The sequence below is a fragment of the Micromonospora sp. DT68 genome (assembly GCF_049847245.1).
Classification (GTDB): Bacteria; Actinomycetota; Actinomycetes; order Mycobacteriales; family Micromonosporaceae; genus Micromonospora; species Micromonospora profundi.
Window position 1 is genome coordinate 54,248 of the sequence record NZ_JBNCNZ010000001.1, and the last position, 24,279, is coordinate 78,526.

Here is a 24,279-nt window from a genome sequence, read left to right on the forward strand (position 1 = left end):
GTGTCGAGCGGCGTGCGGGGGTGACCGGTTAGGGTCGCCGGCATGGACACCCCCGACCAGCGCCCCTTTTCCGGCGCCCAGTGGACCATCGCCGCCGCCGGCCACGAGGCCGTCATCGTCGAGGTGGGCGGCGGCCTGCGGACGTACCGGAAGGACGGCGTCGACCTGCTCGACGGGTACGCGACCGACGAGGTCTGCCCCGGCTGCGCCGGACAGGTGCTGGCACCCTGGCCGAACCGGATCCGGGACGGCCAATACCCGTTCGCCGACCAGACGCACCAGCTCGCGCTTACCGAACCGGAACGGCACGTGGCCATCCACGGGCTTGTCAACTGGGTGCCGTGGCGGCTGTTGGAGCAGACGGCGGACTCCGTGACGATCGGCTACGACCTGCCACCGCAGCCCGGCTACGCGTGGCCGCTGCGACTGCTCAGCCGGTGGAGCGTCGGCGCGGACGGCCTACGCGCCGAGCACGAGGTGACGAACATCGGTGCCGAGGTGGCGCCGTTCGGCTTCTCGGTGCACCCGTACCTGCAGGTGCCGGGCGTCGCGGTCGACGACCTGGTGATGCGGCTGCCCACGCGCAGCCGGGTGCTTGTGGACGGCCGGCTGCTGCCGGTGGGGGTCACCCCGGTGGCCGGCACGGAGTACGACTGGACCAGCCCGCGCCGGATCGGCGGGGTCGAGTTGGATCTCTGCTTTGGTGACGTCATCAGGGACGCCGACGGCGGCTCCTCGGTGAGCCTTGCCGCGCCGGACGGCTCCTCGGGGGTGAGCATCTGGGCGGACGCGGAGTTCGGCTGGTGGCAGGTGTTCACCGGCGACGCGCTCACCGGCGAGCGGCACCGGCGTTCGGTGGCGATCGAGCCGATGACCTGCCCGCCGGACGCTTTCCGCTCCGGCAGGGACGTACTCACGCTCAAGCCCGGCACCACCTGGCGGGGCGCCTGGGGCATCCGCCCCGGGGCCTGAGCGGGCCGGAGAAGAGGGCGGGAGATGGAGTTCGCCGAGGTCGTCCGACGCCGGAGGATGGTGCGCAACTACGACCCGGACCGTCCGGTCCCGCCCGACGTGGTGGACCGGCTGCTCGACCACGCGATCCGTGCGCCGTCGGCCGGCTTCACCCAGGGCTGGGGTTTCCTGGTGCTGGAGGAGCCGGCCGACCGGGAGCGTTTCTGGGCCGCCGCGACGCCCGGAGGCGGAGGGCGGGAGCGCTGGCTGGCCGGCATGCGCAAGGCACCGCTGATCGTGGTGCCGCACGCCAACGAGTCGGCCTACCTACGGCGGTACGCGGAGTCGGACAAGGGCTGGACGGATCAGTCCGCCGACCGCTGGCCGGTGCCCTACTGGTACGTGGACACCGGTTTCGCTTCGCTGCTGATGTTGCTCACGGCCGTGGACGAAGGGCTGGGGGCGTGCTTCTTCGGCATTCCGCCGCAGCGGCTGGCCCCGTACCGGGAGGCGTTCGGCGTGCCGGCGGAGTTCCGCCCCATCGGCGCGGTCACAATCGGTTATCCCGCACCCGACCATCGGTCACCATCGCTGCGCCGAGGGCGTCGCGGAGTGGACGACGTGGTGCGACGTGGGCGGTGGAGCTGAGTCATTCCTCCCAGTTGTCCGGCTGAGGAACGGACGACGGGTAGCGAAACTGACATCAGGGAGCAGAACGCGGCGTGCACTGGGCCGCTAGGCTGGCACGGTCATCGGTGCCGCGCCGCGCGGTGCCCGCCGCGGCCCGGCTCGGCGCCGTCGGTCGGCCCGGCCACGGGGAGGGGAGCGTACCGTCGTGATCTTCAGAGCGGTCCGGGACGGGCGTCCCTATCCGGAGCACAACCTGACGCTCAAGCAGTGGGCGGACATTCCGCCCCGCCCGCTGCGCCTGGATCAGTTGATCACCACCAAGCGGGAGTTGGCGCTCGACAAGCTGCTCGCCGAGGATTCCACCTTCTACGGTGACCTCTTTCCGCACGTCGTGCAGTGGAACGGCGGGCTCTATCTGGAGGACGGTCTGCACCGCGCCCTGCGCGCGGCCCTTCAGCAGCGCAACCAGATCCACGCCCGGGTGCTTGTGCTCTCCGAGCCCATCGAGTGAGCGGTCCCGCCTGAAGCTTCGTTAGGGTGGCGTCCATGACCGCTCCACTGGACCTGCTCGACCTGGACCCGTCGCTCAGCGAGGAGGAGCGGCAGATCCGGGACGTCGTCCGCCAGCTCGTCGACGACCGGGTCCGCCCGCACGTCGCCGACTGGTACGAGCAGGGTCGCGTGCCGGCCCGGGAGCTGGCCCAGGAGTTCGGCAAGCTGGGGCTGCTCGGCATGCACCTGACCGGGTACGGCTGTGCTGGCGCCTCCGCCGTCGCGTACGGGCTGGCCTGCCAGGAGCTGGAGGCCGCCGACTCCGGCGTCCGCTCGCTGGTCTCGGTGCAGGGCTCGCTTGCCATGTACGCCATCTGGCGCTACGGCAGCGAGGACCAGAAACGGCGTTGGCTCCCCGCGATGGCCACCGGCGAGGCGATCGGCTGCTTCGGCCTCACCGAGCCCGACCACGGCTCCGACCCGGCCTCGATGGCCACCCGCGCACGCCGCGACGGCGACGACTGGGTGCTCAGCGGCGGCAAGATGTGGATCACCAACGCGCCGATCGCCGACGTCGGGGTGATCTGGGCGCGTACCGAGTCCGGTGTGCGCGGCTTCGCCGTACCCATGGACATGCCCGGTGTCACGACCCGGGAGATCCCCCGCAAGATGTCGCTGCGCGCCTCGGTGACCGGCGAGATCTCCCTCGACGACGTCCGGGTTCCGGCGGCGGCGCAACTGCCCGAGGCGGTCGGCCTGAAGGCACCGCTGAGCTGCCTCACCGAAGCCCGCTACGGCATCGTCTGGGGCTCTGTCGGCGCCGCCCGCGACTGCCTGGAAACCACATTGGCGTACGCCACCACCCGCACCCAGTTCGGCCGCCCGCTCGCCGGGTTCCAGCTAACCCAGGCCAAGCTCGCCGACATGGCGGTCGAGCTGGTCAAGAGCCAACTGCTCGCCCTGCACCTCGGCCGGCTCGCCGACGCCGGCCGGCTGCGCCCCGAGCAGGTAAGCGTGGGCAAACTGAACAACGTGCGGGAGGCCCTGGCCATCGCCCGGCAGTGCCGCACCATCCTCGGTGCCAACGGCGTCTCCGGCGAATACCCGGTGATGCGGCACGCGAACAACCTGGAGAGCGTGCTGACGTACGAGGGCACCTCGGAGATTCACCAACTGGTCGTCGGGCAGCGGCTCACCGGGCTCTCAGCATTCGCCTGACCTGCCCTTTTGTGCTTTCCGGCCGCTCACCGCGCGGCTGTCGTACCGGGGCCGTACCGTCATTGACAGACGACGTGTCTGACGAGGACGGTGAGTGTGATGGCTCGCGACGCTGACATCAACGAGCCCACCAGGGAGTTCCCCGGTTACCCGACCGGCGACGATCTCAAGGAGCGCTCGACCGCGGCACCCGAACCGCCCGCGGACACACCCGGCGACACCGGCGGCCCGACGCCCGGCGGAGCAGGTGGGGCGGCCCGTGGCCTGCTCCTGCTGCTCGGTGCCGCCGCGCTGGCAGTGGTGGTGCTGCTGGGCGTGCAGGCGACCGGCTTCCTGCCGGACTTCCGCAACCCGTTCGCCAAGGAGCAGACCGACCGCAGCCAGCCGCCGCTGCTGAAGTCGATTCAGGACCTCAGCCGCTACGTTGCCGCCGAGGGCAACTTCCAGGTCGTGGTCGACACCCAGAACGACAGGCGCAACGTTCCCGACTTCCTGCTCAACGAGCGCACCCTGTTCGTCGGAGCAGGCAGTGTCGAGGCGTACGTCGACTTCACCAAGATCGGTGAAGGTGCCATCGTGCAGTCCGCCGACGGTAAGTCCGTCGAGATCAAGCTGCCCGCGCCGCAGCTCGGCAAGACCAACCTCGACATGGAGAAGAGCTACGTCTTCGCCGAGCAGCGCGGCCTGCTCAACCGGCTCGGCGACCTGGTCGGCAACGATCCCAACCGGCAGCAGCAGGTCTACCAGCTCGCCGAGGAACGGATCACCGCCGCCGCCCGGGACAGCGGGCTCTCCGCCCGCGCCCAGGAGAACACCCGCAAGATGCTGGAAGGGTTGATGCGCTCCCTCGGCTACCAGCAGGTCACTGTCACCTTCACGGCTCCCTGAGCTACGTACGTTTCGTACGCGCAAACGCCCGCCCCGACCTTCGTCGGAGCGGGCGTTTCGCATGTCCCTGGCATCGGATGCGCCTGGCAGACCTTGTGATATTCACACCGCCCGTTCCGCCGGCCGCTCTGTTCGCTTACCGCCCCAGGCGCCAAGATCCGCGCAACTTCAGGGATGTTGTTGTGTCGGGCGCCGCCGAGGCAGCAACTTCAATGTTGTTGCTGCCTCGACGCCGCCGCTCAGTCAGGAGAGGCGGGGGTCAGCGGCCGGTGGAGGCTAGGTAGCGGTCCTCGTTGGGCATGAGGACCCAGAGGATCAGGTAGACGATCACCTGGGTGCCGGGCAGCAGCAGCGACAGCAGGAACAGCAGCCGCACCATCCCGGCGGACATACCGAACCGCTGACCGAGGCCGGCGCAGACACCGGCGAGCATGCGCCCCTGGCGGGGCCGAACCAGTTTGCGACTCATCGTCGTACTCCCACTCTGCGGCAATGCACCGCGTCTGCAATCCACGGTACGAAGGGATGGCCACCCTTGCCCTCGGTCTCGAGGAGGATCGGCGACCCGTGGACCCGTAGGTACATACCCGTGCGGTCCCCCTCCAACGCCTCCCGCACCCCGACCTCACGCCCCGACCTCACGCCCCGCGCCCCGACCTCACGCCTCGACCTCGCGCCCCGCACCCCGACCTCACGCCCCGCGCCCCGGAGGGAGATCGTGCTCGATCCTGGATCTAGTGGCCTCATCCCGGCTCGAGGCCACTAGATCCTGGATCAAGCGCGCTCTTGAAGGCGCTTGCCTGTGACGGGGCGCCCGCTTGTGACGGGGCGTTCGCTTGTGACGGGGTGCTCGCGACCGTGTTCGGGCGCGGCGCGGTGGTCGCGACGGGGTGGCGGTCAGGTCGCTCCGGGGGCACCGGGTCGCCGGGAGGTACTGCGGTCGCGTGGTCCGGTGGGCGGTGGTCTGGGCGGGTAGGCTCGCAGGTCGGGCACCCACCACCCCGGGTGGCCGGCGGGCGCCCGACCGGGCGACCACGAGCGGGGCCGCCTGACCGGTGGCCACGACCGGGCCGGATCCCGTACGACGGGACGACGGCGAGGAAGCGCAGCCATGATCAGTGTTTTCGACCTCTTCAGCGTCGGTATCGGGCCGTCGAGTTCGCACACGGTGGGGCCGATGCGGGCCGCCCGTACGTTCGTGTCGGGGCTCAAGGCCGACGGGTTGCTCACCGACACGGCGCGGGTGCAGGCCGAGCTGTTCGGTTCGCTGGGCGCGACCGGGCACGGGCACGGCAGTGGTCAGGCGGTGCTGCTGGGGCTGGCGGGCGAGGCGCCGGAGACGGTCGACACGGACTCTGTCGGCTCCCGGGTCGAACGGATTCGCGCCGAGCGGCGGATCAGCCTCCTGGATGCGCACGAGATCGACTTCGACCCGGACCGGGACCTGACGCTGCATCGTCGCCGCTCGTTGCCGTACCACCCGAACGGGATGACGTTCGCTGCGTACGACGGGGCGGGCGCCGAGCTGCGCAGCCGCACCTACTACTCGGTGGGCGGCGGCTTCGTTGTGGACGAGGCGGCGGCCGGCGCGGATCGGATCAAGCCGGACAGCACGCGGGTGCGGTACCCGTTCCTGACCGGGGCGCAGTTGCTGGAGGTCACCACCGCGACGGGCTTGTCGATCAGCGAGGTGATGCTTGCCAACGAGCGTTCCTGGCGCAGCGAGGCGGAGATCCGGGCGGGTCTGCTGGACATCTGGCGGGTGATGCGGGAGTGCGTGCAGCAGGGCTGCGAGCGGGACGGCGTACTCCCTGGGGGGTTGAAGGTTCGGCGGCGCGCGGCGGAGCTGCGGCGCAGCCTGGAGGCGGACACCGGGAGCACCGACCCGCTGCGCGTGATGGACTGGGTGACGCTGTTCGCGCTGGCGGTGAACGAGGAGAACGCTGCCGGCGGTCGGGTGGTCACCGCGCCGACCAACGGCGCGGCGGGGATCATCCCGGCGGTGCTGCACTACTACACGCGGTTCGTGCCGGGTGCCGACGAGGACGGCGTGGTGCGGTTCCTGCTGGCGGCCGGGGCGATCGGTGTGCTGTTCAAGGAGAACGCCTCGATCTCCGGCGCGGAGGTGGGCTGCCAGGGTGAGGTCGGTTCGGCGTGTTCGATGGCCGCCGCCGGGCTGGCCGAGGCGCTCGGGGGCACTCCGGAGCAGGTGGAGAACGCCGCCGAGATCGGGATGGAGCACAACCTCGGGTTGACGTGTGACCCGGTAGGTGGCCTGGTGCAGATCCCCTGCATCGAGCGGAACGCGGTGGCTAGCATCAAGGCGATCACGGCCGCCCGGCTCGCGCTGCGCGGTGACGGTGTGCACGCGGTGTCGCTGGACAAGGTCATCAAGACCATGCGCGAGACGGGCGCCGACATGAAGGTCAAGTACAAGGAAACGGCGCGTGGCGGTCTGGCCGTCAACGTGATCGAGTGCTGAGTCGGCCGATTCGGGGCATTCGTTCACCGACTGCTAACCTGTCGTCCGTTTCAGGAGGCGGGAGGCTGCGGTGACCGCTGGCGTCGCGGCGTTGTGGTCGCACCGCAACTCGCTGCGCATCCTGGTCCGGCGTGATCTGGCGGTGAAGTACCAGCAGTCGGTGCTCGGCTACTTCTGGTCGCTCATCGAGCCGCTCGGCATGGGCGCCATCTACTGGTTCGTCTTCGGGGTGCTGTACTCCCGGGACACCGGGCGGCACCTCGGTGAGGCGGCCGGGTCGTACCCGCTGTTCCTGATCACGGGGATCTTCGCCTGGATGTGGACCAGTTCGGCGCTGAGCGAGGCCACGAACGCCCTGACCGGCCAGTCCCGGCTGATCACCACGATGAACGTGCCCCGGCAGGTCTTCCCGATCGGGCGGGTCACCGGTCGGTTCGCCGAGTACGCGGCCGGCCTGCCGATCCTCGCCGCCATCGCGGTGATCTACACGGTGCACGGTCGGATCCACCCCGGCTGGTCGCTGCTCGCTCTGCCGCTCGCGGTGGCCGTCCAGGCGGCCCTGCTGATCGGGCTGGCCCTGCTGCTGTCGGCGTGGAACGTGCTGATGCGCGACGTGGAGCGGCTCATGCGGCTGATCATCCGGGTGCTCTTCTACGCCACGCCGATCATCTACCCGCTCAGCCTGGTCCGGGAGTCCAGCCTGCCTGGCTGGCTGAAGGTGGTGTACGAGCTGAACCCGCTGGTCGGGATCTTCCAGCTGCACCACGCGATCTGGTACCCGGACGAGTTCCCGGACGCCCGCCTGCTCGCCACCACAGTCGCCGGCAGCCTGCTGGTGCTGGCTGCCGGCTGGTGGTCGTTCCGCCGGCTGGAACCCGCAGTGCTCAAGGAACTCTGAGATGGCGCCGATCATCGAGGCCGACCAGCTGGGCATCCGGTTCGTCCGCAACCGTCGTCGCCAGCTGCGGCTGCGGGAGCTGTTCATCCACCGGGGCGCACGGGGTGCCCTGCCGGGCCAGTTCTGGCCGCTGCGCGACGTGTCGTTCACCGTCGAGCCGGGCGAGACCGTCGGGGTGATCGGCCGCAACGGCACAGGTAAGAGCACACTGCTGCGGCTGATCGCCGGGGTACTCATCCCGGACGAGGGCAGCATCCGGGTGCACGGGGCGGTGGCCCCGCTGCTGGAGTTGTCCGCTGGTTTCTCCAACGACCTGACCGGGCGGGAGAACCTGCACCTGGTCGGTGGTCTGCACGGGCTGTCGACGAGCTACCTGAAGCGGCACTTCGACGAGATCGTCGAGTTCGCCGGTGAGCAGGTGGAACGGGCCATCGACACGTCCGTGCGGCATTACTCGTCGGGGATGAAGGTGCGGCTGGGCTTCGCGATCATCTCGCACCTGCCGCACCCGATCCTGCTGATGGACGAGGTGACCGCGGTTGGCGACGCGGAGTTCCGCAAGAAGTGTTACGCGACGATTGATCGTCTGCTCGGGGAGGGGCGCACCTTGGTGCTGGTGTCACACAACGAAAAGGACCTGACCCGGTTCTGCCGTCGGGGGTTGTTCCTCGACGCGGGCCGGTTGACGCTCGACGGCACCATCGCCGAGGCGCTCGACGCGTACCACGCAGCGGTTCCGCGGTGACGCTCGCGATAGTGCTCGCCGCCGGGATGCCCGCGGCGGGCCTGACCACCGCGACCGGCGAGCCCCTTGCCGACCGGCTCGCCGCCCAGTTGCGCCGGGCGGGGGCGGACGAGGTGCGTTTCGCCGCCACCCTCGACGAGTTGGCGGCGCTTGCCGACGCCGCCACCGGCCCGCTGCTTGTCACAGGGACAGACCTGGTGGCGCACACCGCCGTACTGCGGCACCTGGCCACCAGCCCGGTGGGGCCGACGGTGGCGCTGGTGCTCAGCGACCCGCCGGTGCCGGGCCGGACTGCGGTGCGCGAGGAGCGCGGGCAGGTAGTGGACGCCGGCGCGGTGGGCGACCTGGACGGCGACGCCACCGGCGTGTTCGGTGGTGCGCTGCGGGTCGGCGTGGACGACCTGCCGAACCTCGCCGCTGCCGCCCGCGCCGCCGCGTCCGGGGTGCTCCCCGTCGCCGCCCCGATCGGCCCGGCCGGTGACGTGTCGCCGCTGCCGGTGGCCGGCGGCGTGGGCTCCGCAGGCTCGTCCGCCGCCGGTGGTCCCGGGTCCGCCGTGGACCGGCTCGTCGCGGGTCTCGCGGGGCTCGGCACACTGATCTTCGCCCAGCGGGTACGCCTGCTCGTCGCGCACCGGGTCGAGGACGCCGCCGGGCTTGCCGTTGCCGAGGCGGCGGTGACGGCTGTGGACGAGGACCGGGCCGAGTTGCGGCTGTCGGTGAAGGAGAAGGACGACTTCTTCTCCACGTACTTCGTCAGCACCTGGTCGCCGTACGTGGTGCGGCTGGCGGCGCGGATGCGGCTCACCCCGACCGGGGTGACGGTGATCTCGGTGCTGTTCGCGCTGGCTGCCGCCGTGCTGTTCGGCGTCGGCGGGCGACCCGCGCTGGTGGGCGGCGCGGTGCTGCTCTACCTCGGGTTCGTGCTGGACTGCGTGGACGGTCAGTTGGCCCGCTACACAAGGCACTTCAGCGCCTGGGGCGGTTGGCTGGACACGATGGCCGACCGGGCGAAGGAATACCTCGTCTACGCCGGTCTGGGCTTCGGGGTGAGCCACGCCGGGCTGGGCAACGGCTGGGCGCTGGCGATCGCGGCGATGACGTTGCAGACCGTCCGGCACATGACCGACACCTGGTACGGGGTGCTGCACGACGAGGCGGCACGCCGGCCCCGGTCGGCGACGGGTGCCAGCGGCGGGATCGGTGACCGGCTCAACGCGGCGTCGACACGGGTGCAGGCGGACACGGGTTCGCTGTCGTACTGGCTGAAGCGGACAGTTGTGTTCCCGATCGGCGAGCGGTGGGCGCTGATCGCGATCACAGTGGCGCTGTTCAACCCGCTTGTCAGCCTGGTGGCGGTGCTCGTGTGGGGCACGTTGGCGTTCGCGTACACGGGTGCGCTGCGTACGCTGCGGGCCCGCTGGATGTGGGTGCCGGTGCTGGACACTGTCGACGCGACACTGCACCGCGATGACGGGCCGTTGGCCCGCCGGTTGCCGGTGGTACGCCCGATGGGGCCGCTCACCCTGGCGGTGATCGCCGCGCTCGGTCCTGCGGTGCTGCTCGTCGTGGCGCTGCTGGGCGACTCGCCGGAGGGTCTGCGCTGGACGGTGCCGGTGGCGTTGCTGGTGCTGCTGGCCGGTGGCCTCGGCGCCGGGGCGGCACACAACGGCCCGCTGGACTGGCTGGTGCCGGCGGCGTTGCGGGCAGGCGAGTACCTGTTCGCCATCGCTGTCGGTGTGGTCGGCGACGCGCCCGGGTGGCTGATCTTCGGGTACGTATTCGTGCTCACCGTGCACCACTACGACCTGACTGCGCGACTGGAGAAGCGGCAGGTGGCACCGCCTCTGCACGCGGCCACGCTGGGCTGGGAGGGACGTTCGGTGCTGCTGACCCTCGCCGCGATTGCCGGTATGGTCAGTATTGGCATGGCTACACTCGGTGCGTACCTTCTCGTGGTCTTCGTGGCGAGCGCCGTCCTGGCCTGGTTCGTCCGACCGGCCCGTGACGCGCGGGCGTCGGCCGCATCCCTGGGCGCGGGAGGTGTGACGCCCCGCTGACGGAGGGACGGCCGGATGGCCCTGATCAGTTTCGTGGTGCCGGCCTTCCGGGTGCAGGGATATCTGCGCGAATGCCTGGACTCGATTCTCGGGCAGCCGGACGTCGACCTCGAGGTGATCGCCGTCGACGACTGCTCGCCGGATGCCAGCGGCGAGATCATCGACGAGTACGCGGCCCGCGACTCCCGGGTCCGGGCGGTCCGGCTGCCGGAGAACGTCGGCCTCGGTCCGGCCCGCAACATCGGGCTGGACCGAGCCGTCGGCGAGTACGTGTGGTTCGTCGACGGCGACGACTGGCTGGTGCCCGACTGCCTGCCGGAGGTCGCCGAGCGGCTGCGGACGACCCGACCGGACGTGCTGCTCGTCGATCACGTCCGGGCGCACTGGAACGACACTGTCACCCGCAGCGCGATGGCCGAGGTGCTTCCCGAGTCACCCGGGACGACCACGTTCCGGCTGCGGGACCGGCCGGAGGCGATGCGGCTGCTGCACACCGCCTGGAACCGGCTGGTCCGCCGGGAGTTCCTTGTCGACCTGGGCCTGCGCTTCTCGGACGGCTGGTACGAGGACGTCTCGTTCAGCTATCCGGTGCTGATGGCGGCGCGGCGGATCGGCGTACTCGATCGGGTGTGTGTCAACTACCGGCAGCGCCGCGCCGGCGCGATCACCAAGACCCGGGGTGACAGGCATTTCGAGGTGTTCCCGCAGTGGCATCGGGTCTTCCACCTGATGGACGCCTGGTCGCCGGCTGTGGACGAACTGCGGCCGGCGGTGTTCGAGCGGATGATCTGGCACTACCTGACGGTGCTCGGCAACGGCCAGCGGATCGCACCGGAGCTGCGGTCGGCGTTCTTCGCGCAGATCACCGAGGACTACGCGCGGTGGCTGCCCGAGGGCGGCTACCCCGTACCCGAGGGGGTGGAGGGGGTCAAGCACCGGCTGGTCGCGTCAGGCCGGTGGCGGACGTTCACTGCGCTGCGGGCTGCCAGCCGAGCCCGTGACACGGCCCGCCGGCAGGTGCGGACCGCCAAGCGGCGGGTCGGGCCGGTCGCCCGTCGCGGTGCCCGGGTGACCCGGGACGGCCTGTTGCGGGAGTACTACCGGGCGGAGCTGCGCCGGCCTGTCGATCCGGCCCTCGCTGTTTACGCCGCCTACTGGTACCGCGGCTACGCCTGCAATCCGGCGGCGATCTACGAGGTCGCCCGCCGGTTGGCCCCCGGTGTGCGTGGGGTGTGGATCGTGCGCCGCGACCGGGTGGATGCCGTACCGGCAGGGGTGGAGTACGTGGTGGCCGGCACTCCTGCCTACTACCGGGTGCTGGCGCGGGCCCGCTGGCTGATCAACAACGTGAACTTTCCGGACTTCGTCCGCAAGCGGCCGGACCAGGTGCACGTGCAGACCCACCACGGCACTCCGGTGAAGGTGATGGGGTTGGACCAGCAGCGCTATCCCATCGGTGCGGGGCGCATGGACTTCGCCGGGCTGCTGCGCCGGGTGGACCGCTGGGACTACAGCGTCAGCGCCAACAGCTTCTCCACCCAGATGTGGGACCGGGCGTACCCGGCCACGTACACCACGCTGGAGGTGGGCTATCCGCGCAACGACCGGCTGGTCACCGCCGGTCCGAACGAGGTACGGCGGCTGCGGGAGGAGTTCGGCTTCACCTCCGACGAGCAGGTGGTGCTGTACGCCCCGACGCACCGCGAGCACCTGCCCGGCTACCGGCCCCCCTTTCAGCCGGACCGGTTCGTCGAGGCGCTTGGTGACTCGGGCCAGTTGCTGATGCGCAGCCACTACTTCCACGACCGGGACCGCCGCCCCGGCCGGCCGGGAACCTGGGAACGGGTACGCGACGTCAGCGGCTACCAGCGGGTGGAGGACCTCTACCTGGTGGCCGACGTTCTGGTCACCGACTACTCCTCGGCGATGTTCGACTACGCGGTACTGGATCGCCCGATCGTGCTCTACGCGCCGGACTGGGAGTCGTACCGTCTGGCTCGCGGGGTCTACTTCGACGTCACCGCCGAGCCGCCGGGCGCGGTGGCCACCACCTTCACGGATCTGCTCGACCTGTTCCGCACCGACGCGGTGCGGTCGGCCGGGGCGACCATTGCCCGGGAACGTTTCCGGGGCCGTTTCTGCACCTTGGACGACGGTCGGGCGGCGGAGCGGGTGGTGCGCCGGGTGTTCCTGGGCGAGCCGTCGGAGCAGTCGAGCCGGTGCTGACCGCCTGACCCGAGCGCCTAGTGTCGTGTAATAGCAACGTCATCGGCCGAACATGAGACGTTTACCCGATGTGCGAGCGCAATGATCCTGGTCACAGTCTTGTGGGGTTCGGCCGACAAGCTGGGGGAGGTGACGGTGAGCACCGTCGCGCTCAAGGATGTGAGCAAGGTTTTCAAGGACGGCACGCTTGCCGTCGACAAAATCAACCTGGATGTGAACGACGGCGAGTTCATGGTGTTGCTGGGCCCGTCCGGCTGCGGCAAGTCCACTGTGCTGCGGATGATCGCCGGTCTTGAGGACCCGACCGAGGGCGCGGTCCTGCTCGACGGCGAGTTGGCGAACGACCTGCCACCGCGAGATCGCAAGATCGCGATGGTCTTCCAGGACTTCGCGCTCTACCCGCACATGACAGTGGGCGACAACATCGCCTTCCCGCTGCGGCTGGCCGGAGTGGAGCCGGAGCCGCGGGGTGAGCGCGTCACCGACGTGGCGAGCGCGCTGGGCATCAACGACGTTCTGGCCCGCAAGCCGGGCCAGCTGTCCGGCGGGCAGCGCCAGCGGGTCGCGATGGGCCGGGCAATCGTCCGACGACCGGGGTTGTTCCTGATGGACGAGCCGCTGTCCAACCTTGACAGCGGGCTCCGCGCCGAGCTGCGCGCGGAGATCTCGGGCCTGACCCGGGAGCTGGGCGTCACCACCATCTACGTCACCCACGACCAGGCCGAGGCACTGACAATGGCCGACCGGGTCGCGATCATGCGCCGCGGAGTGCTCCAGGACGTGGGCACGCCCACCCAGGTGTACGGCCGTCCGGCGACTCTCTATGTGGCAGCCTTCCTCGGCAGCCCGCGGATGAACCTGCTGGAGGCGTCGGTCTACGTCCACCTCGACCGGTACGTCACGCTCACCCTCGGTGACCAGGCGCTCTACCTGCCCTGGAACGACATCCGCAGCCGGGCGGTGGCGCACTACCACGGCGAGCGGATCGTGGTCGGAATGCGAGCCGAGGCGCTCACGCCTGTCGCTCCGGACACCCCCGGTGACGTGCTGCGGGGCCGGATCCGCTATCTGGAGCACCACGGCCACGAGTCGCTTGCGTTCCTCGACATCGGGGCGACCGCGATCATGGTGGACGAGATGGGTGCGCCGCTGGACCCGCCGCCGGTGGGTCAGCGGGGCCTGCGCCGGTTCGGCGCGGTGATGCAGCGGCTCACCGGCAAGCCTGTGGAGACCGAGGAGCCGCAGGCCAACGGCGCCCGCACCAGCGTGCTCCCCGATCCGGGTCGGCACCATCGCCGGCCTGCCGAGTTGGCGGTGCGGCTGGCGCCGTACCCGGCGGTCACCGCCGGGCATCCGCTCGCGGTCTCGGTGCGGATGGACGCGCTGCACTTCTTCGACGAGCGCGGCGCCCGGATCGACGTGGGTTGGCGGTGACGCCACGCCGGAGCGGGGTGGCGGGGCGGTCACCTGGTGGCCTACCGTCTGCCCGCCCAGTCCACTGTGAAAGTCACCGAGAGGGGTGCACCCGTGTCGGGTGACCGTCCCAGCCCGCTCGTCATCGAGCGCATCCTGCGTGACCGCCAGGGCATCTGGCAGCAGATCGTCGCCGAGCGTGACCTCAACGCGTTGACCGGCCGGATGCTGGCCAGCTCGGCAATCGCACTCGCCTGCTACGGGGCGGTGCTCGGTGCCTTCCACAGCCCGCTCATGGCGCTGACCTCCGCGCTGAAGTTGCCACTGCTGTTCCTTGTCACGCTGGCCATCTGCCTGCCCACGCTCTACCTGTTCAACCTGGTCTTCGGCGCCCGGTTGTCGGTGCGCCAGTCGCTGGCGCTGGTGATGGTGGCGATCACCGTCACCTCGATGCTCGCTGTGGCATTCGCGCCGATCAGCCTCTTCTTCCTGATCACCGCTCCGGACTACGGCTTCTTCAAGCTGCTCAACGTCGCCATCCTGACGCTGTCGGCGCTGGTCGGGCTGCGCTTCCTGACCGGGGGGATGCAGGTCCTCAACGACCACGGTCTGCTCGCCCCGGCGGTGGCCGCCGAAGCCCCGGCCCAGGTCAACGCCCAGACACCGGCCCCGGTGTCCGCAGGCGCGGTGCCGGCCACCGTGGCCGCCGGTTCGACCTCCTCCGCCGGTGCCGAGCCGGTCGCCGTGCCGGCCGGAGCGGCGGCGGCAGGGTCGGGCGCGAACGGCGCCACGCCCGCCGCGGCACCGACCGTCCAGACCCCGGCGCAGGTCCCCGCCCAGGCCCAGTGGGGCGGGCAGCCGGCCCCCGGCACGCTGCCGCCCGGCTACCCGGCGACCAACCGCCCGTGGGGCACCCCGCCGGCCCGCCGCAGCGAGCCGGCCCAGCGGCCGGCAAGCATGACGTTGCTCTACATCTGGATCCTGCTCTTCGGCTTCGTGGGGACCCAGCTGGCCTGGACACTGCGCCCGTTCTTCGGCGACCCGGGTCAGGATTTCGCCTTCTTCCGCAGCATCGACGGCAACTTCTACGCCGAGATCCTGCGGACGATCGCCAACCTGTGACCGGGCTGGCGGATGGAGAAGCCCTGGTTGCCGCCTTGGTTACCCGCGAGTAACGTCGGGACATGACAATCGACTCCCGCCAGGTGGCGGCCGGAATGCTGGAAGCGGTGCCGTTCGCCCGCACCCTCGGCATCGAATTCGTCGAGGTGGCACCCGAGGCGGACGGCGGGGTGCGGGCCGTCGTGCGGCTGCCCGACGCCCCGGCCATCCACAACCACATCGGCGGGCCGCACGCCGGCGCGATGTTCACGCTCGGCGAGACGGCCTCCGGCACTGTCGTGCTTGTCGCCTTCGGACACCTGCTCGACCGCATGGTGCCGCTCGTCGTCCGGGCCGACATCGCCTACCACAAGCGCGCGTACGGGCCCGTCCTGGCCACCGCCCGACTCGGGCGACCCGCTCAGGAAGTGATCGACGAGCTGGAAGCCGGCCAGCGACCCGAGTTCCCGGTCGAGGTGCAGATCGGCACCGAGGACGGCAAGCACACGTCGGCGCTCACCGTTCTCTGGACGCTACGGCCGAACTGAGCGGCGGCGCGCGTCACAGAAAGGTGTTTGCGGACCGGCTGGGTGGTTAGATTCGTACCGTGCTGGGCCTACCTGCTCATGTGACCGCCTGTCTCTTCGATCTGGACGGTGTGCTGACGCAGACCGCCCGGGTGCACAACGCCGCCTGGACGCAGACGTTCGACGAGTTTCTGCGCCAGCACGCGACGTCCACCGGGACTCCGTTCCAGCCGTTCGACCCCGGCCCCGACTACAACAGGTACGTCGACGGCCGACCCCGCGCCGACGGCGTCCGGTCGTTCCTCGCCTCCCGTGGGATCGTGCTCCCCGAGGGCAGCCCGGACGACCCACCGGACGCCGACACTGTGAACGGCGTCGGTAACCGCAAGAACGTCCTGCTGCTGGAGCACCTACGCACCGACGGTGTCGAGGTCTACCCGGGCTCGGTGCGCTACCTGGAGGCGGCGGTCGCCGCCGGGCTGCGTCGGGCAGTGGTGACCGCGAGCGCCAACGGGGGTGAGGTGGTCGCCGCAGCCGGGGTGGACCGACTGCTGGAAGCGCGGGTCGACGGGATCGTCGCCCGGCAGCAGGGGCTGCGCGGCAAGCCGCAGCCGGACACCTTCCTGGCCGGAGCCGCCCTGCTCGGCGTCGACCCCACCCAGGCTGCCGTCTTCGAGGACGCGCTCTCCGGCGTGGCCGCCGGTCGTGCCGGCGGTTTCGGCTTCGTGGTCGGCGTCGACCGGGTCGGTCAGGCCGACGAGTTGCTCGCGCACGGCGCCGACATCGTGGTCAAGGACCTCGCCGACCTGCTCGACGCGGGCGACGCCGACCCACCGACGCGCCCGGTCGACGCGACGACAAGCGACGAGCGGGGCACCGCGTGATCCGGGAACGGGCCTATCCCGTCGAGCCCTGGCACATTCGGGAAACCCGCCTGGACATGGACGTGCTGGCCCAGTCGGAGTCGGTCTTCGCGCTGTCGAACGGTCACGTGGGCCTGCGCGGCAACCTCGACGAGGGCGAGCCGCACGGCCTGCCCGGCACCTACCTCAACTCGTTCTTCGAGCTTCGCCCGCTGCCGTACGCGGAGGCCGGCTATGGCTTCCCCGAGTCCGGCCAGACCATCGTCAACGTCACGAACGGCAAGCTGATCCGGCTGCTCGTCGACGACGAACCCCTCGACGTGCGCTACGGCGAGCTGCTCTCCCACGAGCGGGTGCTCGACATGCGGGCCGGCACCCTGCACCGCGAGCTGCACTGGCGGTCCCCGGCCGGCCGTGAGGTAAAGGTCCGCAGCACCCGGTTGGTGTCGTTCACCCAACGGTCGGTGGCCGCGATCAACTACGAGGTGGAGGCCGTCGACGGCCCGCTGCGCCTCATCGTGCAGTCCGAGCTGGTGGCAAACGAGTCGCTGCCCGCGCAGAGCAAGGACCCGCGGGTCGCGGCGGTCCTGGAGTCGCCGCTGCAGGCCGAGGAGGAGCTGACCACCCCGGACGGTGGGCAGCTGATCCACCACACAAAGGTCTCCGGGCTGCGGGTGGCCGCCGCCATGGAGCACGAGGTGCACGGCCCGGACCGCACCACGATCGAGTCCGAGGGGTACGAGGACTGGGTCCGCACGACAATCGCCTGCGTACTCAAGCCCGGTGAGAAGCTGCGGATCGTCAAGTACCTGACGTACGGCTGGTCGAGCCGACGTTCCCTGCCGGCGTTGCGTGACCAGGTCGGCGCGGCGCTTGCCGGTGCCCGCCTCGACGGGTGGGAGGGGCTGCACCGGGAGCAGCGCAGTTATCTCGACGAGTTCTGGGACGCGGCGGACGTGCTTGTCGAGGGCGACCCGGAGATCCAGCAGGCCGTCCGGTTCGGTCTCTTCCACGTCCTGCAGGCCGGTGCCCGGGCCGAGCAGCGGCCCATCTCGGCCAAGGGGTTGACCGGCCCCGGGTACGACGGGCACGCCTTCTGGGACACCGAGATGTTCGTCCTGCCGGTGCTGACGTACACCCAGCCGAGCGCGGTCCGCAGCGCGTTGCAGTGGCGCCACAGCACGCTTGACCAGGCGCGCGAGCGGGCCGAGACACTCAACCTCAAGGGCGCCGCGTTCCCGTGGCGAACCATCGAGGGGCCGGAGTCCTCCGGGTACTGGCCGGCCGGCACCGCGGCGTTCCACATCGCCGCCGACATCGCGGACGCGCTGCGCCGGTACGTGCTCGTCACCGGCGACACCCAGCTGGAGCGGGAGATCGGGCTCGAGCTGCTCGTGGAGACCGCCCGGCTGTGGCGCTCGATCGGGCACCACGACCGGCACGGCCAGTTCCACATCGACGGGGTCACCGGCCCGGACGAGTACACAGCTGTGAAGAACGACAACATCTACACGAACCTGATGGCGCAGCGGAACATGCTCACCGCTGCCGAGTCGGCGATGCGCTACCGGGACGAGGCGTTCCGCCTCGGTGTCACCGACGAGGAGGCGGCGAGCTGGCGGGACGCCGCAACCGCGATGCACATCCCGTACGACGACGAGCTGGAGGTGCACCAGCAGGTGGAGGGGTTCACCCGCCTCCAGGAGTGGGACTTCGCGCACACGCCTGCGGAGAAGTACCCGTTGCTGCTGCACTATCCGTACTTCGAGCTGTATCGCAAGCAGGTGGTCAAGCAGGCCGACCTGGTCCTTGCGATGCACTGGCGGGGGGACGCGTTCACCCCCGAGGAGAAGTTGCGCAACTTCCTCTACTACGAGCGCCGGACGGTCCGTGACTCGTCGCTGTCGGCGTGCACGCAGGCGGTGCTGGCCGCCGAGGTGGGCTATCCCGAGCTGGCGCACATCTACCTGCGCGAAGCCGCGCTGATGGACCTGCACGACCTCAACGAGAACACCCGCGACGGCGTGCACATGGCCTCGCTCGCCGGCGCGTGGCTCGCCCTTATCGGTGGGCTCGGCGGGTTGCGCGACCACGACGGTCAGCTGTCGTTCGCGCCCCGGCTCTCCAGCCGGCTCAGCCGCCTCGAGTTCTCGTTGCAGTGGCGCGGGCTGGCGCTGCGCGTGGACGTGCGACCGCACGAGACGACGTACTCGCTGCGCCACGGCGGCCCGGACGACGTTGTGGAGTTGCGCCACCACAACCAGCTGCTACGGGTCACCTCCGACGAACCGGTGACGGTGCCCGTGCCGCAGGCGGAGCCGACGGCTGCGCCGCCGGAGCACCCGCCGGGCCGGTCGCCACTGCTCCGGCTGCCCGAGCGCGACGAGTGAACGGCCGGGACGGGAATGCTCCCGTCCCGGCCGTTCCACGCGTACGTCAGACGGGTTCTCCGGTCGACGGGCGGCCCAGGGCGTCCCTGGGCGCCATCGCCCGGGGATCGTCGGGCAGGCGGGCCTCGGAGGCCTCGTCCCCGAAGTTCCGGCTCCGCTCGATGTCCTGTTCGCGCCGGTTCTGCTCGTCCATCTGCTGCTGCCGGGAGGTCTGCTGCTTGGCCATGGCGATCCTCGCGATCCGTCGGGGCGCGGTTGCGCCTGCGCGGTCTGCGGTCACCTCCCGGCTACCCGGCGGCACCTGCGACAAACGCGGCCCTGGCCCCGGGCATCCGCACGTCTGCCGGGTGAGTGCGAAGCCCCAGGCGGGGTACGCGTGGGAGGGGCGAGCGCGCGGAGGTGCGGCATGGACGAGCAGAGCAGCACGGTGGCCATTCCGGTAGGGGACGTCCAACTCCCCGCCGATCTGCTGCTGCCCGCCGAGCCGGCCGGCGTGGTGCTGTTCGCGCACGGCAGCGGCAGCTCGCGGCACAGCCCGCGCAACGTGGCGGTGGCCCGGACGCTCAACGGGCGTGGTCTCGCCACAGTGCTCGTGGACCTGCTCACCCCGACAGAGGACGAGGTGGACGCGCGTACCGCCGAACTGCGGTTCGACATCGGGTTGCTGGCTGGCCGGCTGGCCGGGATCGTCGACTGGCTGGCGGTCGAGCGTCCCGCCGGGGACGTACCCGTCGGTCTCTTCGGCGCCAGCACGGGTGCCGCCGCCGCTCTGGTGGCCGCCGCGTCCCGCGCGGACCGGGTGGGGGCTGTGGTGTCCCGGGGCGGTCGACCCGACCTGGCCGGTGCGGCGCTGGCGCGTGTGCGTACCCCCACGTTGTTGCTTGTCGGGGGCCTGGACGAGGAAGTGATAGTGCTCAACGAGCAGGCGCTCGCCGAGTTGGGTGAGGTCGGCGAGCTGCGGGTGGTCCCGGGCGCCACCCACCTGTTCGAGGAGCCCGGCACGCTCGAACAGGTAGCCGACCAGGCAGGTGCCTGGTTCACCGACCACCTGGCCCGCGCGGCCGTTCGTCGCACCTGAGGTCGACGGGTCAACCCGCCGGGGCGGGCGGAACCGCAAGGGTGGCAGTGGCCCGGTGCCGTTGGACGGTGTCGATGATGCGCCAGAGGACGGCGGTGATCGGGACGCTGACGAAGGCACCGGCGATGCCAGCGATCAGGGTGCCGGCGGTGACGGCCACCAGGATCACCGCCGGGTGCAGTCGGACCTGCCGCTTCATCACCAGCGGTTCGAGCAGGTTGCCCTCGATCTGCTGGACGGCGATCACCGCCGCGAGGGTGAGCAGCGCCGTCGTCGGCCCGTTGGCCGCCAGGGCCACGAGCACCGCGACCGCTCCGGCCACCGTCGCGCCGATGATCGGGACGAAGCCGCCGAGGAATGTGATGAGCGCCAGTGGCAGTGCCAACGGCACCCGCAGCACCACAAGAGCCAGGCCGATGCCGATCGCGTCGATAGCGGCGATCAGCATGGTGCCCCGGCTGTACGCGCCGAGCGTCTGCCAGCCGCCCCGACCGGCCTCGGCGACCACTGCGCGGTTCGGGCCGGTCATCCGGGCCAGCACCCAGTGCCACATCGACCGGCCGTCCTTGAGCAGGAAGAAGAGCAGCACCAGAGCGAGCAGCGCGGAGCCGAACACCTCGGTGGCCGTCCGGGCTCCGGAGACCGGGTCCGGCGAACTGCCGCTCAACCCCTCCCGGGCCTGGCTGATCAGACGGTCCAGTTGGGCGTCGGTGACGGGCAGGGTGGACGTGACGAAGTCCCGGCTGCGGTCGACGCCCTGCGTCAACTCCTGGCTTAGCTGGTCGAACTGGCTCGCTGTCAGGTTCCACACCAGTGCGCCGACGCCCACCAGGATGCCGAGCAGCAGCAGGACGGTGAGCAGTGCGGCGAGTGCCGCGGGCACCCGCAACCGGCGCAGCCGGAGCAGCACCGGGTCGAGCAGAGCGGTGAGGAAGATGGTCGCGGCCAGCGCGATGGCAAGCGGCGCCAACAGCAGGGCGATCCGGCCCAGCAGATAGAGCCCGGCGACGATGACCACCAGGCAGGCGCTCCACAGCACCGCGGTGCGGACCAGCCACGGCAGCGCCGCCCACGGATGGCGCGGCTGTGCGTCGTGCGTTGTCTCCCTGGTGTCCGCCCCGGGTTCCTCTGCCGCCATGTCGGTCCTCCTCGATATCCGGGAGGTCGGTACCCGGCCTGACGCGCGCCGACACCCGTACCGCTCCAACGCGAGGTGGGCCCTTGTCGTGGCGGGTGCACACCTGACGTCCGTTCCTGGCCGGCGAGTCTGGATCATCCGGGTTTGGGCAACCCGGCCCAGGGAAGCCATCACTGACGCAGTCGACGTGGAGGAGGACCGTGATGAGCGACTTCATGGACAAGGCCAAGGACTTCGCGGACAAGCACGACAAGCAGGTCGACCAGGGGATCGAGAAGGCCGGCGACATGGCCGACCGGCGCACCGGTGGAAAGTACGACGACCAGATCGACAAGGGCGTGGACCAGGCTCAGGCCCGTACCGGAGAGGGCGACCAGGCCCGCTGAGACGCCGAGACATCCCGGGTCGCCACCGAGGTGGTGACCCGGGATGTCTCATGCGGACCGTCGCCGATTACCCGACGACGGGTCAGTGCTGCCCTTCGCGTAGCTCGTCCATCGAGGTCGGCCGGCCGCTCAACGCGTCGCGCATCCGATCGACCAGGCCGGTGCCGGGGGCGAGCAGCTTGTTCGCCGGAGGGCGGTCCGGTGCGCTCGGATGCGGCCGGGTCGGCGCGATCTTCTTGATCGCCGTCACCTTGCCGGCCAACTCGACAAGCTCCTCCCGGGCCGTCGCGGCGCGCAACCGGGGAAAGAGGTCGTTCTCCTCCTCCTGTACGTGGTGCCGGATGGTGCTGGTCAGGTGGGCGAGCAGCTCGTCGAAGCGCGGGTCGGACGGGTCGACCGACTCCAGGTCCTTCATTGTCCGTTCGGCGTCGGCGTGCTCGGCGATCTCATGCTCGGCGATCTGGTCGCCGTCGGGCAGCGCCTTACGGGCCGTCGGATAGACGTACGCCTCCTCGGCGATCGCGTGGCGGACGAGTTCGGCGATCACCACGTCGACTAGTTGGCGGCGGTACTCGGGGGTGCCCTGCCGCGTCTCCAACTCGACGAAGAGCGCCTCGACCTCATGGTGGTCGGTGACCAGGATGTCGACGACGTCCCGGTCGTCGACGGTCTGCGGATTGCTCATCTCACGTCCCCTTGCCGGTTGCGGATCGGTGGGTGTGTGTGGCCCCTGGTACCCCGCGACGGTGGGACAAACCCATGGTCGCCGATGGATTGCCGGGACGACGCCCGGGTATCCGCCGCCATGGCCGACGACCGTCCACCAGCCGGCCGCGACCGGTCCCGACTCGAAACGGCTGCCGAGAAGAGCGGCCAGTTCGTCGAATCAGTGCGGCACCGCAGCGGGCAGGCCGGCCGGCTCCGGGCCCGACAGTGGGAGATCACCCTGGTGATCGCCGCCCAGGCCGGGCTGGCCGCGGCGCTCGCCGCCCTGATCGCCCAGCACTTCCTCGGCTCCGGCTCGCACGTCTTCGCCCCCGCCGCGGCCGTCGGTACGATCGCCACAGCCATCGGGCAGCGAGCCCGCCGTACCTTCGAACTGCTGGCCGGCGTCGCGTTGGGCCTCATCATCGGTGACACGCTGCGCTTCGTCGTCGGCTCGGGGCCGTGGCAGACCGGCCTTGTCGTCGCCCTCGCCATCGCCACCGCCCTGCTCGTGGCCGGGAAGGGTGGCCCGCTCGTCGGGCAGGCCGGCGGTACCGCAGTGCTGATCACGACGCTGGCCCCGATGGAGAGCGGGCTGGAGGTGCCCCGGATCTTCGACGCGCTTGTCGGTGGCGTCGTCGGCCTGGTGGTGGTCGCGCTGCTGCTGCCGGTAAACCCGATGCGGGTGCTCGACCGGGCGGCGGCACCCATCTTCGATGTCCTCTGCGAGCAGCTCGCCGAACTCGCGCAGGCGGTGCGGGACCGCGACAGCGACCGGACGTTGCGCGTTCTCGACCAGCTCCGTGGCAGCGACGACGACCTGGGCCGACTGCACGACGCGTTGAGCGGGGCCGAGGAGGTGGTGACGATCGCGCCGGCCCGGTGGCACCGCCGCCAGCAGTTCCACAGGTACGCCCTCAGCGCGGGTCATCTCGAACGGCTGCTGCTGGACAGCCGTGCCCTGGCCCGCTGGTCGACGACCGCACTCCAGTACGACGAGCCGATCCCGCCGGAGCTGCCGGACGCGATCGCCCGGCTCGGTGCGGCGGTGGCGCAACTGCGTACGGAGTGCAGGGGTGACGACGCGTTCCAGAACACCCGTACGCAGGTCGAGGAGTGCGCGAACCTTGCCGGGCGGGCGGCCGCCCGTGGGGTCAGGTCGTTCGGCGACGCCCTCGTCACCGGCCTGCGCACCGCGGCCAGCGACCTGCTCCGCGCGACCGGCTGCGCACCGGACGACGCCAACCGGATCGTGCGCGCCGCCGCCGGCGCTGGCGAGGCCAGCGTGCATCCGCCGACCCGGCGACACCTGTACCGGATCCGGCCGACCCGTGCGGCGCGGACCCGGCGGCGGGCCGATCTGGCCGCCCGTCGGCGTCACGACGGCAGGGCCGGCCTCCCCGAGAGTGGGAGACCGGCCCGGTGAACCGTGCGGATCAGGAGGAGTAGCCGCGCTCGGCGATCCAGTTGGCGACCTTCGGCAGGCCCATCCAGTACTCGCCGAGTGCCGGGTTCGCAGGGTCGGCGACCCGGATGGTGTCCCCACCGTCGCGGTAGCCGACAAGCGTCACGTAGTGGCCGCCCTCGTACGAGTGCGGGTTGCCGTTCAGGTCGACGGCAGTGCCCTTGATGTTGGCCACCACCGGCCGTCCGGCGTCGACAGCGGCCAGCACGTCGTGCCGCAACTGCTCGACCTGGTCGGGGCGGGCCACCGGGTCACTGATCTCGGTCGTCCGGTACCTGTCGCCGGTGAGCGCGTTCAGCACCCGGGTGATGTCCAGGGCCGACGCGGTGCCCGACTCGGTCGTGCCGAGCAGCTTGGCGACCTCGTCCTGCGGCAGCGCCTTGCCCTGGGTGGAGAGCGCCATCCGGGTCGCGGCCGGCCCGCAGTAGTAGAAGTTCGGCTGCGCCTGGTAGTCGAACCCGAGCACCCGCTCACCGCTGCGGTTCGTCTGGTTCGACGACGTCGGGGCGACCTGTGCCGGGGCGGAGGCCTGCGCGATGGCAGCCGGGCCGAGGGCACACCCGCCCGCGACCAGCAGGCCGACGACGGACAGACCGCTTTTCTGCATGATCGGGTTCATGGTCGAG

Annotated in this window: 23 protein-coding genes; 18 read left to right on the plus strand and 5 right to left on the minus strand. The window is 70.7% G+C overall.

Annotated elements, in window-relative coordinates; genetic code table 11:
* Nucleotides 1-42 precede the first annotated feature (42 nt).
* The 5 genes from ACPXB1_RS00280 to ACPXB1_RS00300 all read left to right on the plus strand — a co-directional run bounded on the left by ACPXB1_RS00280 (nucleotide 43) and on the right by ACPXB1_RS00300 (nucleotide 4,179).
* A complete protein-coding gene (locus tag ACPXB1_RS00280; protein ID WP_355588255.1) occupies nucleotides 43-972 on the plus strand; it encodes an aldose 1-epimerase family protein in 930 nt (309 codons plus the stop codon).
* 24 nt (nucleotides 973-996) lie between these two features.
* Nucleotides 997-1,599 carry a nitroreductase family protein gene (locus tag ACPXB1_RS00285; protein ID WP_355588257.1) on the plus strand — a complete coding sequence of 201 codons (603 nt, stop codon included), beginning with the start codon at nucleotides 997-999 and terminating at the stop codon, nucleotides 1,597-1,599.
* 187 nt (nucleotides 1,600-1,786) lie between these two features.
* On the plus strand, nucleotides 1,787-2,092 hold the full coding sequence (locus ACPXB1_RS00290) for a type II toxin-antitoxin system VapB family antitoxin (RefSeq protein WP_425734654.1): 306 nt from the start codon (nucleotides 1,787-1,789) through the stop codon (nucleotides 2,090-2,092).
* Between the two features lie 35 nt (nucleotides 2,093-2,127).
* Entirely contained in the window at nucleotides 2,128-3,291 is a 1,164-nt protein-coding gene (locus ACPXB1_RS00295) for an acyl-CoA dehydrogenase family protein (protein WP_355588259.1), read from the plus strand.
* Between the two features lie 99 nt (nucleotides 3,292-3,390).
* Entirely contained in the window at nucleotides 3,391-4,179 is a 789-nt protein-coding gene (locus ACPXB1_RS00300) for a DUF4230 domain-containing protein (protein ID WP_355588261.1), read from the plus strand.
* Nucleotides 4,180-4,438: 259 nt separating this feature from the next.
* Here ACPXB1_RS00300 and ACPXB1_RS00305 read toward each other — a convergent pair whose 3' ends face one another.
* A complete protein-coding gene (locus ACPXB1_RS00305; protein ID WP_355588263.1) occupies nucleotides 4,439-4,648 on the minus strand; it encodes a PspC domain-containing protein in 210 nt (69 codons plus the stop codon).
* A 642-nt stretch (nucleotides 4,649-5,290) separates the two neighbouring features.
* On the opposite strand from ACPXB1_RS00305, the gene ACPXB1_RS00310 reads away from it, so the two are divergent.
* The 10 genes from ACPXB1_RS00310 to ACPXB1_RS00355 all read left to right on the plus strand — a co-directional run bounded on the left by ACPXB1_RS00310 (nucleotide 5,291) and on the right by ACPXB1_RS00355 (nucleotide 18,881).
* Nucleotides 5,291-6,661, plus strand: coding sequence for an L-serine ammonia-lyase (locus tag ACPXB1_RS00310; RefSeq protein WP_355588265.1), 1,371 nt, complete (start codon nucleotides 5,291-5,293; stop codon nucleotides 6,659-6,661).
* A gap of 70 nt (nucleotides 6,662-6,731) precedes the next feature.
* Nucleotides 6,732-7,559 (plus strand): ABC transporter permease, encoded by an 828-nt coding sequence (locus tag ACPXB1_RS00315; RefSeq protein WP_355588267.1) that lies wholly within the window; start codon nucleotides 6,732-6,734, stop codon nucleotides 7,557-7,559.
* A gap of 1 nt (nucleotide 7,560) precedes the next feature.
* Entirely contained in the window at nucleotides 7,561-8,304 is a 744-nt protein-coding gene (locus ACPXB1_RS00320; RefSeq protein WP_377664628.1) for an ABC transporter ATP-binding protein, read from the plus strand.
* A 26-nt stretch (nucleotides 8,305-8,330) separates the two neighbouring features.
* Nucleotides 8,331-10,361 (plus strand): DUF5941 domain-containing protein, encoded by a 2,031-nt coding sequence (locus tag ACPXB1_RS00325; RefSeq protein ID WP_425734764.1) that lies wholly within the window; start codon nucleotides 8,331-8,333, stop codon nucleotides 10,359-10,361.
* 15 nt (nucleotides 10,362-10,376) lie between these two features.
* The gene (locus ACPXB1_RS00330; protein WP_425734655.1) at nucleotides 10,377-12,587 is read left to right on the plus strand and encodes a bifunctional glycosyltransferase/CDP-glycerol:glycerophosphate glycerophosphotransferase; all 2,211 of its coding nucleotides are present in this window, start codon (nucleotides 10,377-10,379) and stop codon (nucleotides 12,585-12,587) included.
* Between the two features lie 81 nt (nucleotides 12,588-12,668).
* Entirely contained in the window at nucleotides 12,669-14,021 is a 1,353-nt protein-coding gene (locus tag ACPXB1_RS00335) for an ABC transporter ATP-binding protein (RefSeq protein WP_355588273.1), read from the plus strand.
* A 93-nt stretch (nucleotides 14,022-14,114) separates the two neighbouring features.
* A complete protein-coding gene (locus ACPXB1_RS00340; RefSeq protein WP_355628273.1) occupies nucleotides 14,115-15,122 on the plus strand; it encodes a hypothetical protein in 1,008 nt (335 codons plus the stop codon).
* A 62-nt stretch (nucleotides 15,123-15,184) separates the two neighbouring features.
* Nucleotides 15,185-15,649 (plus strand): DUF4442 domain-containing protein, encoded by a 465-nt coding sequence (locus tag ACPXB1_RS00345; RefSeq protein ID WP_355588277.1) that lies wholly within the window; start codon nucleotides 15,185-15,187, stop codon nucleotides 15,647-15,649.
* Between the two features lie 59 nt (nucleotides 15,650-15,708).
* Entirely contained in the window at nucleotides 15,709-16,512 is an 804-nt protein-coding gene (locus tag ACPXB1_RS00350) for an HAD family hydrolase (RefSeq protein WP_355588279.1), read from the plus strand.
* Nucleotides 16,509-18,881 carry a glycoside hydrolase family 65 protein gene (locus ACPXB1_RS00355; RefSeq protein WP_355628276.1) on the plus strand — a complete coding sequence of 791 codons (2,373 nt, stop codon included), beginning with the start codon at nucleotides 16,509-16,511 and terminating at the stop codon, nucleotides 18,879-18,881. Before ACPXB1_RS00350 ends, ACPXB1_RS00355 begins: the two co-directional genes overlap by 4 nt.
* Before the next feature lie 46 nt (nucleotides 18,882-18,927).
* Here the strand turns inward: ACPXB1_RS00355 and ACPXB1_RS00360 are convergent, their stop codons facing one another.
* Entirely contained in the window at nucleotides 18,928-19,107 is a 180-nt protein-coding gene (locus tag ACPXB1_RS00360; protein WP_355588283.1) for a hypothetical protein, read from the minus strand.
* 180 nt (nucleotides 19,108-19,287) lie between these two features.
* Between ACPXB1_RS00360 and ACPXB1_RS00365 the strand changes: the two genes are divergently transcribed.
* Nucleotides 19,288-19,959: a dienelactone hydrolase family protein gene (locus ACPXB1_RS00365; protein ID WP_425734656.1), complete on the plus strand. Its 672-nt coding sequence runs from the start codon at nucleotides 19,288-19,290 to the stop codon at nucleotides 19,957-19,959.
* Between the two features lie 10 nt (nucleotides 19,960-19,969).
* Here ACPXB1_RS00365 and ACPXB1_RS00370 read toward each other — a convergent pair whose 3' ends face one another.
* On the minus strand, nucleotides 19,970-21,097 hold the full coding sequence (locus ACPXB1_RS00370) for an AI-2E family transporter (protein ID WP_425734657.1): 1,128 nt from the start codon (nucleotides 21,095-21,097) through the stop codon (nucleotides 19,970-19,972).
* A gap of 203 nt (nucleotides 21,098-21,300) precedes the next feature.
* Between ACPXB1_RS00370 and ACPXB1_RS00375 the strand changes: the two genes are divergently transcribed.
* Complete coding sequence (locus tag ACPXB1_RS00375; RefSeq protein WP_355588289.1) at nucleotides 21,301-21,483, plus strand: antitoxin; 183 nt, start codon at nucleotides 21,301-21,303, stop codon at nucleotides 21,481-21,483.
* An 82-nt stretch (nucleotides 21,484-21,565) separates the two neighbouring features.
* Here the strand turns inward: ACPXB1_RS00375 and ACPXB1_RS00380 are convergent, their stop codons facing one another.
* The gene (locus ACPXB1_RS00380) at nucleotides 21,566-22,168 is read right to left on the minus strand and encodes a hemerythrin domain-containing protein (RefSeq protein ID WP_355588291.1); all 603 of its coding nucleotides are present in this window, start codon (nucleotides 22,166-22,168) and stop codon (nucleotides 21,566-21,568) included.
* Between the two features lie 120 nt (nucleotides 22,169-22,288).
* Here ACPXB1_RS00380 and ACPXB1_RS00385 point away from each other — a divergent pair, with 120 nt between their 5' ends.
* Entirely contained in the window at nucleotides 22,289-23,614 is a 1,326-nt protein-coding gene (locus ACPXB1_RS00385; protein ID WP_425734658.1) for an FUSC family protein, read from the plus strand.
* Between the two features lie 10 nt (nucleotides 23,615-23,624).
* Here the strand turns inward: ACPXB1_RS00385 and ACPXB1_RS00390 are convergent, their stop codons facing one another.
* Nucleotides 23,625-24,272, minus strand: coding sequence for a C39 family peptidase (locus ACPXB1_RS00390; RefSeq protein ID WP_425734659.1), 648 nt, complete (start codon nucleotides 24,270-24,272; stop codon nucleotides 23,625-23,627).
* Nucleotides 24,273-24,279 lie beyond the last annotated feature (7 nt).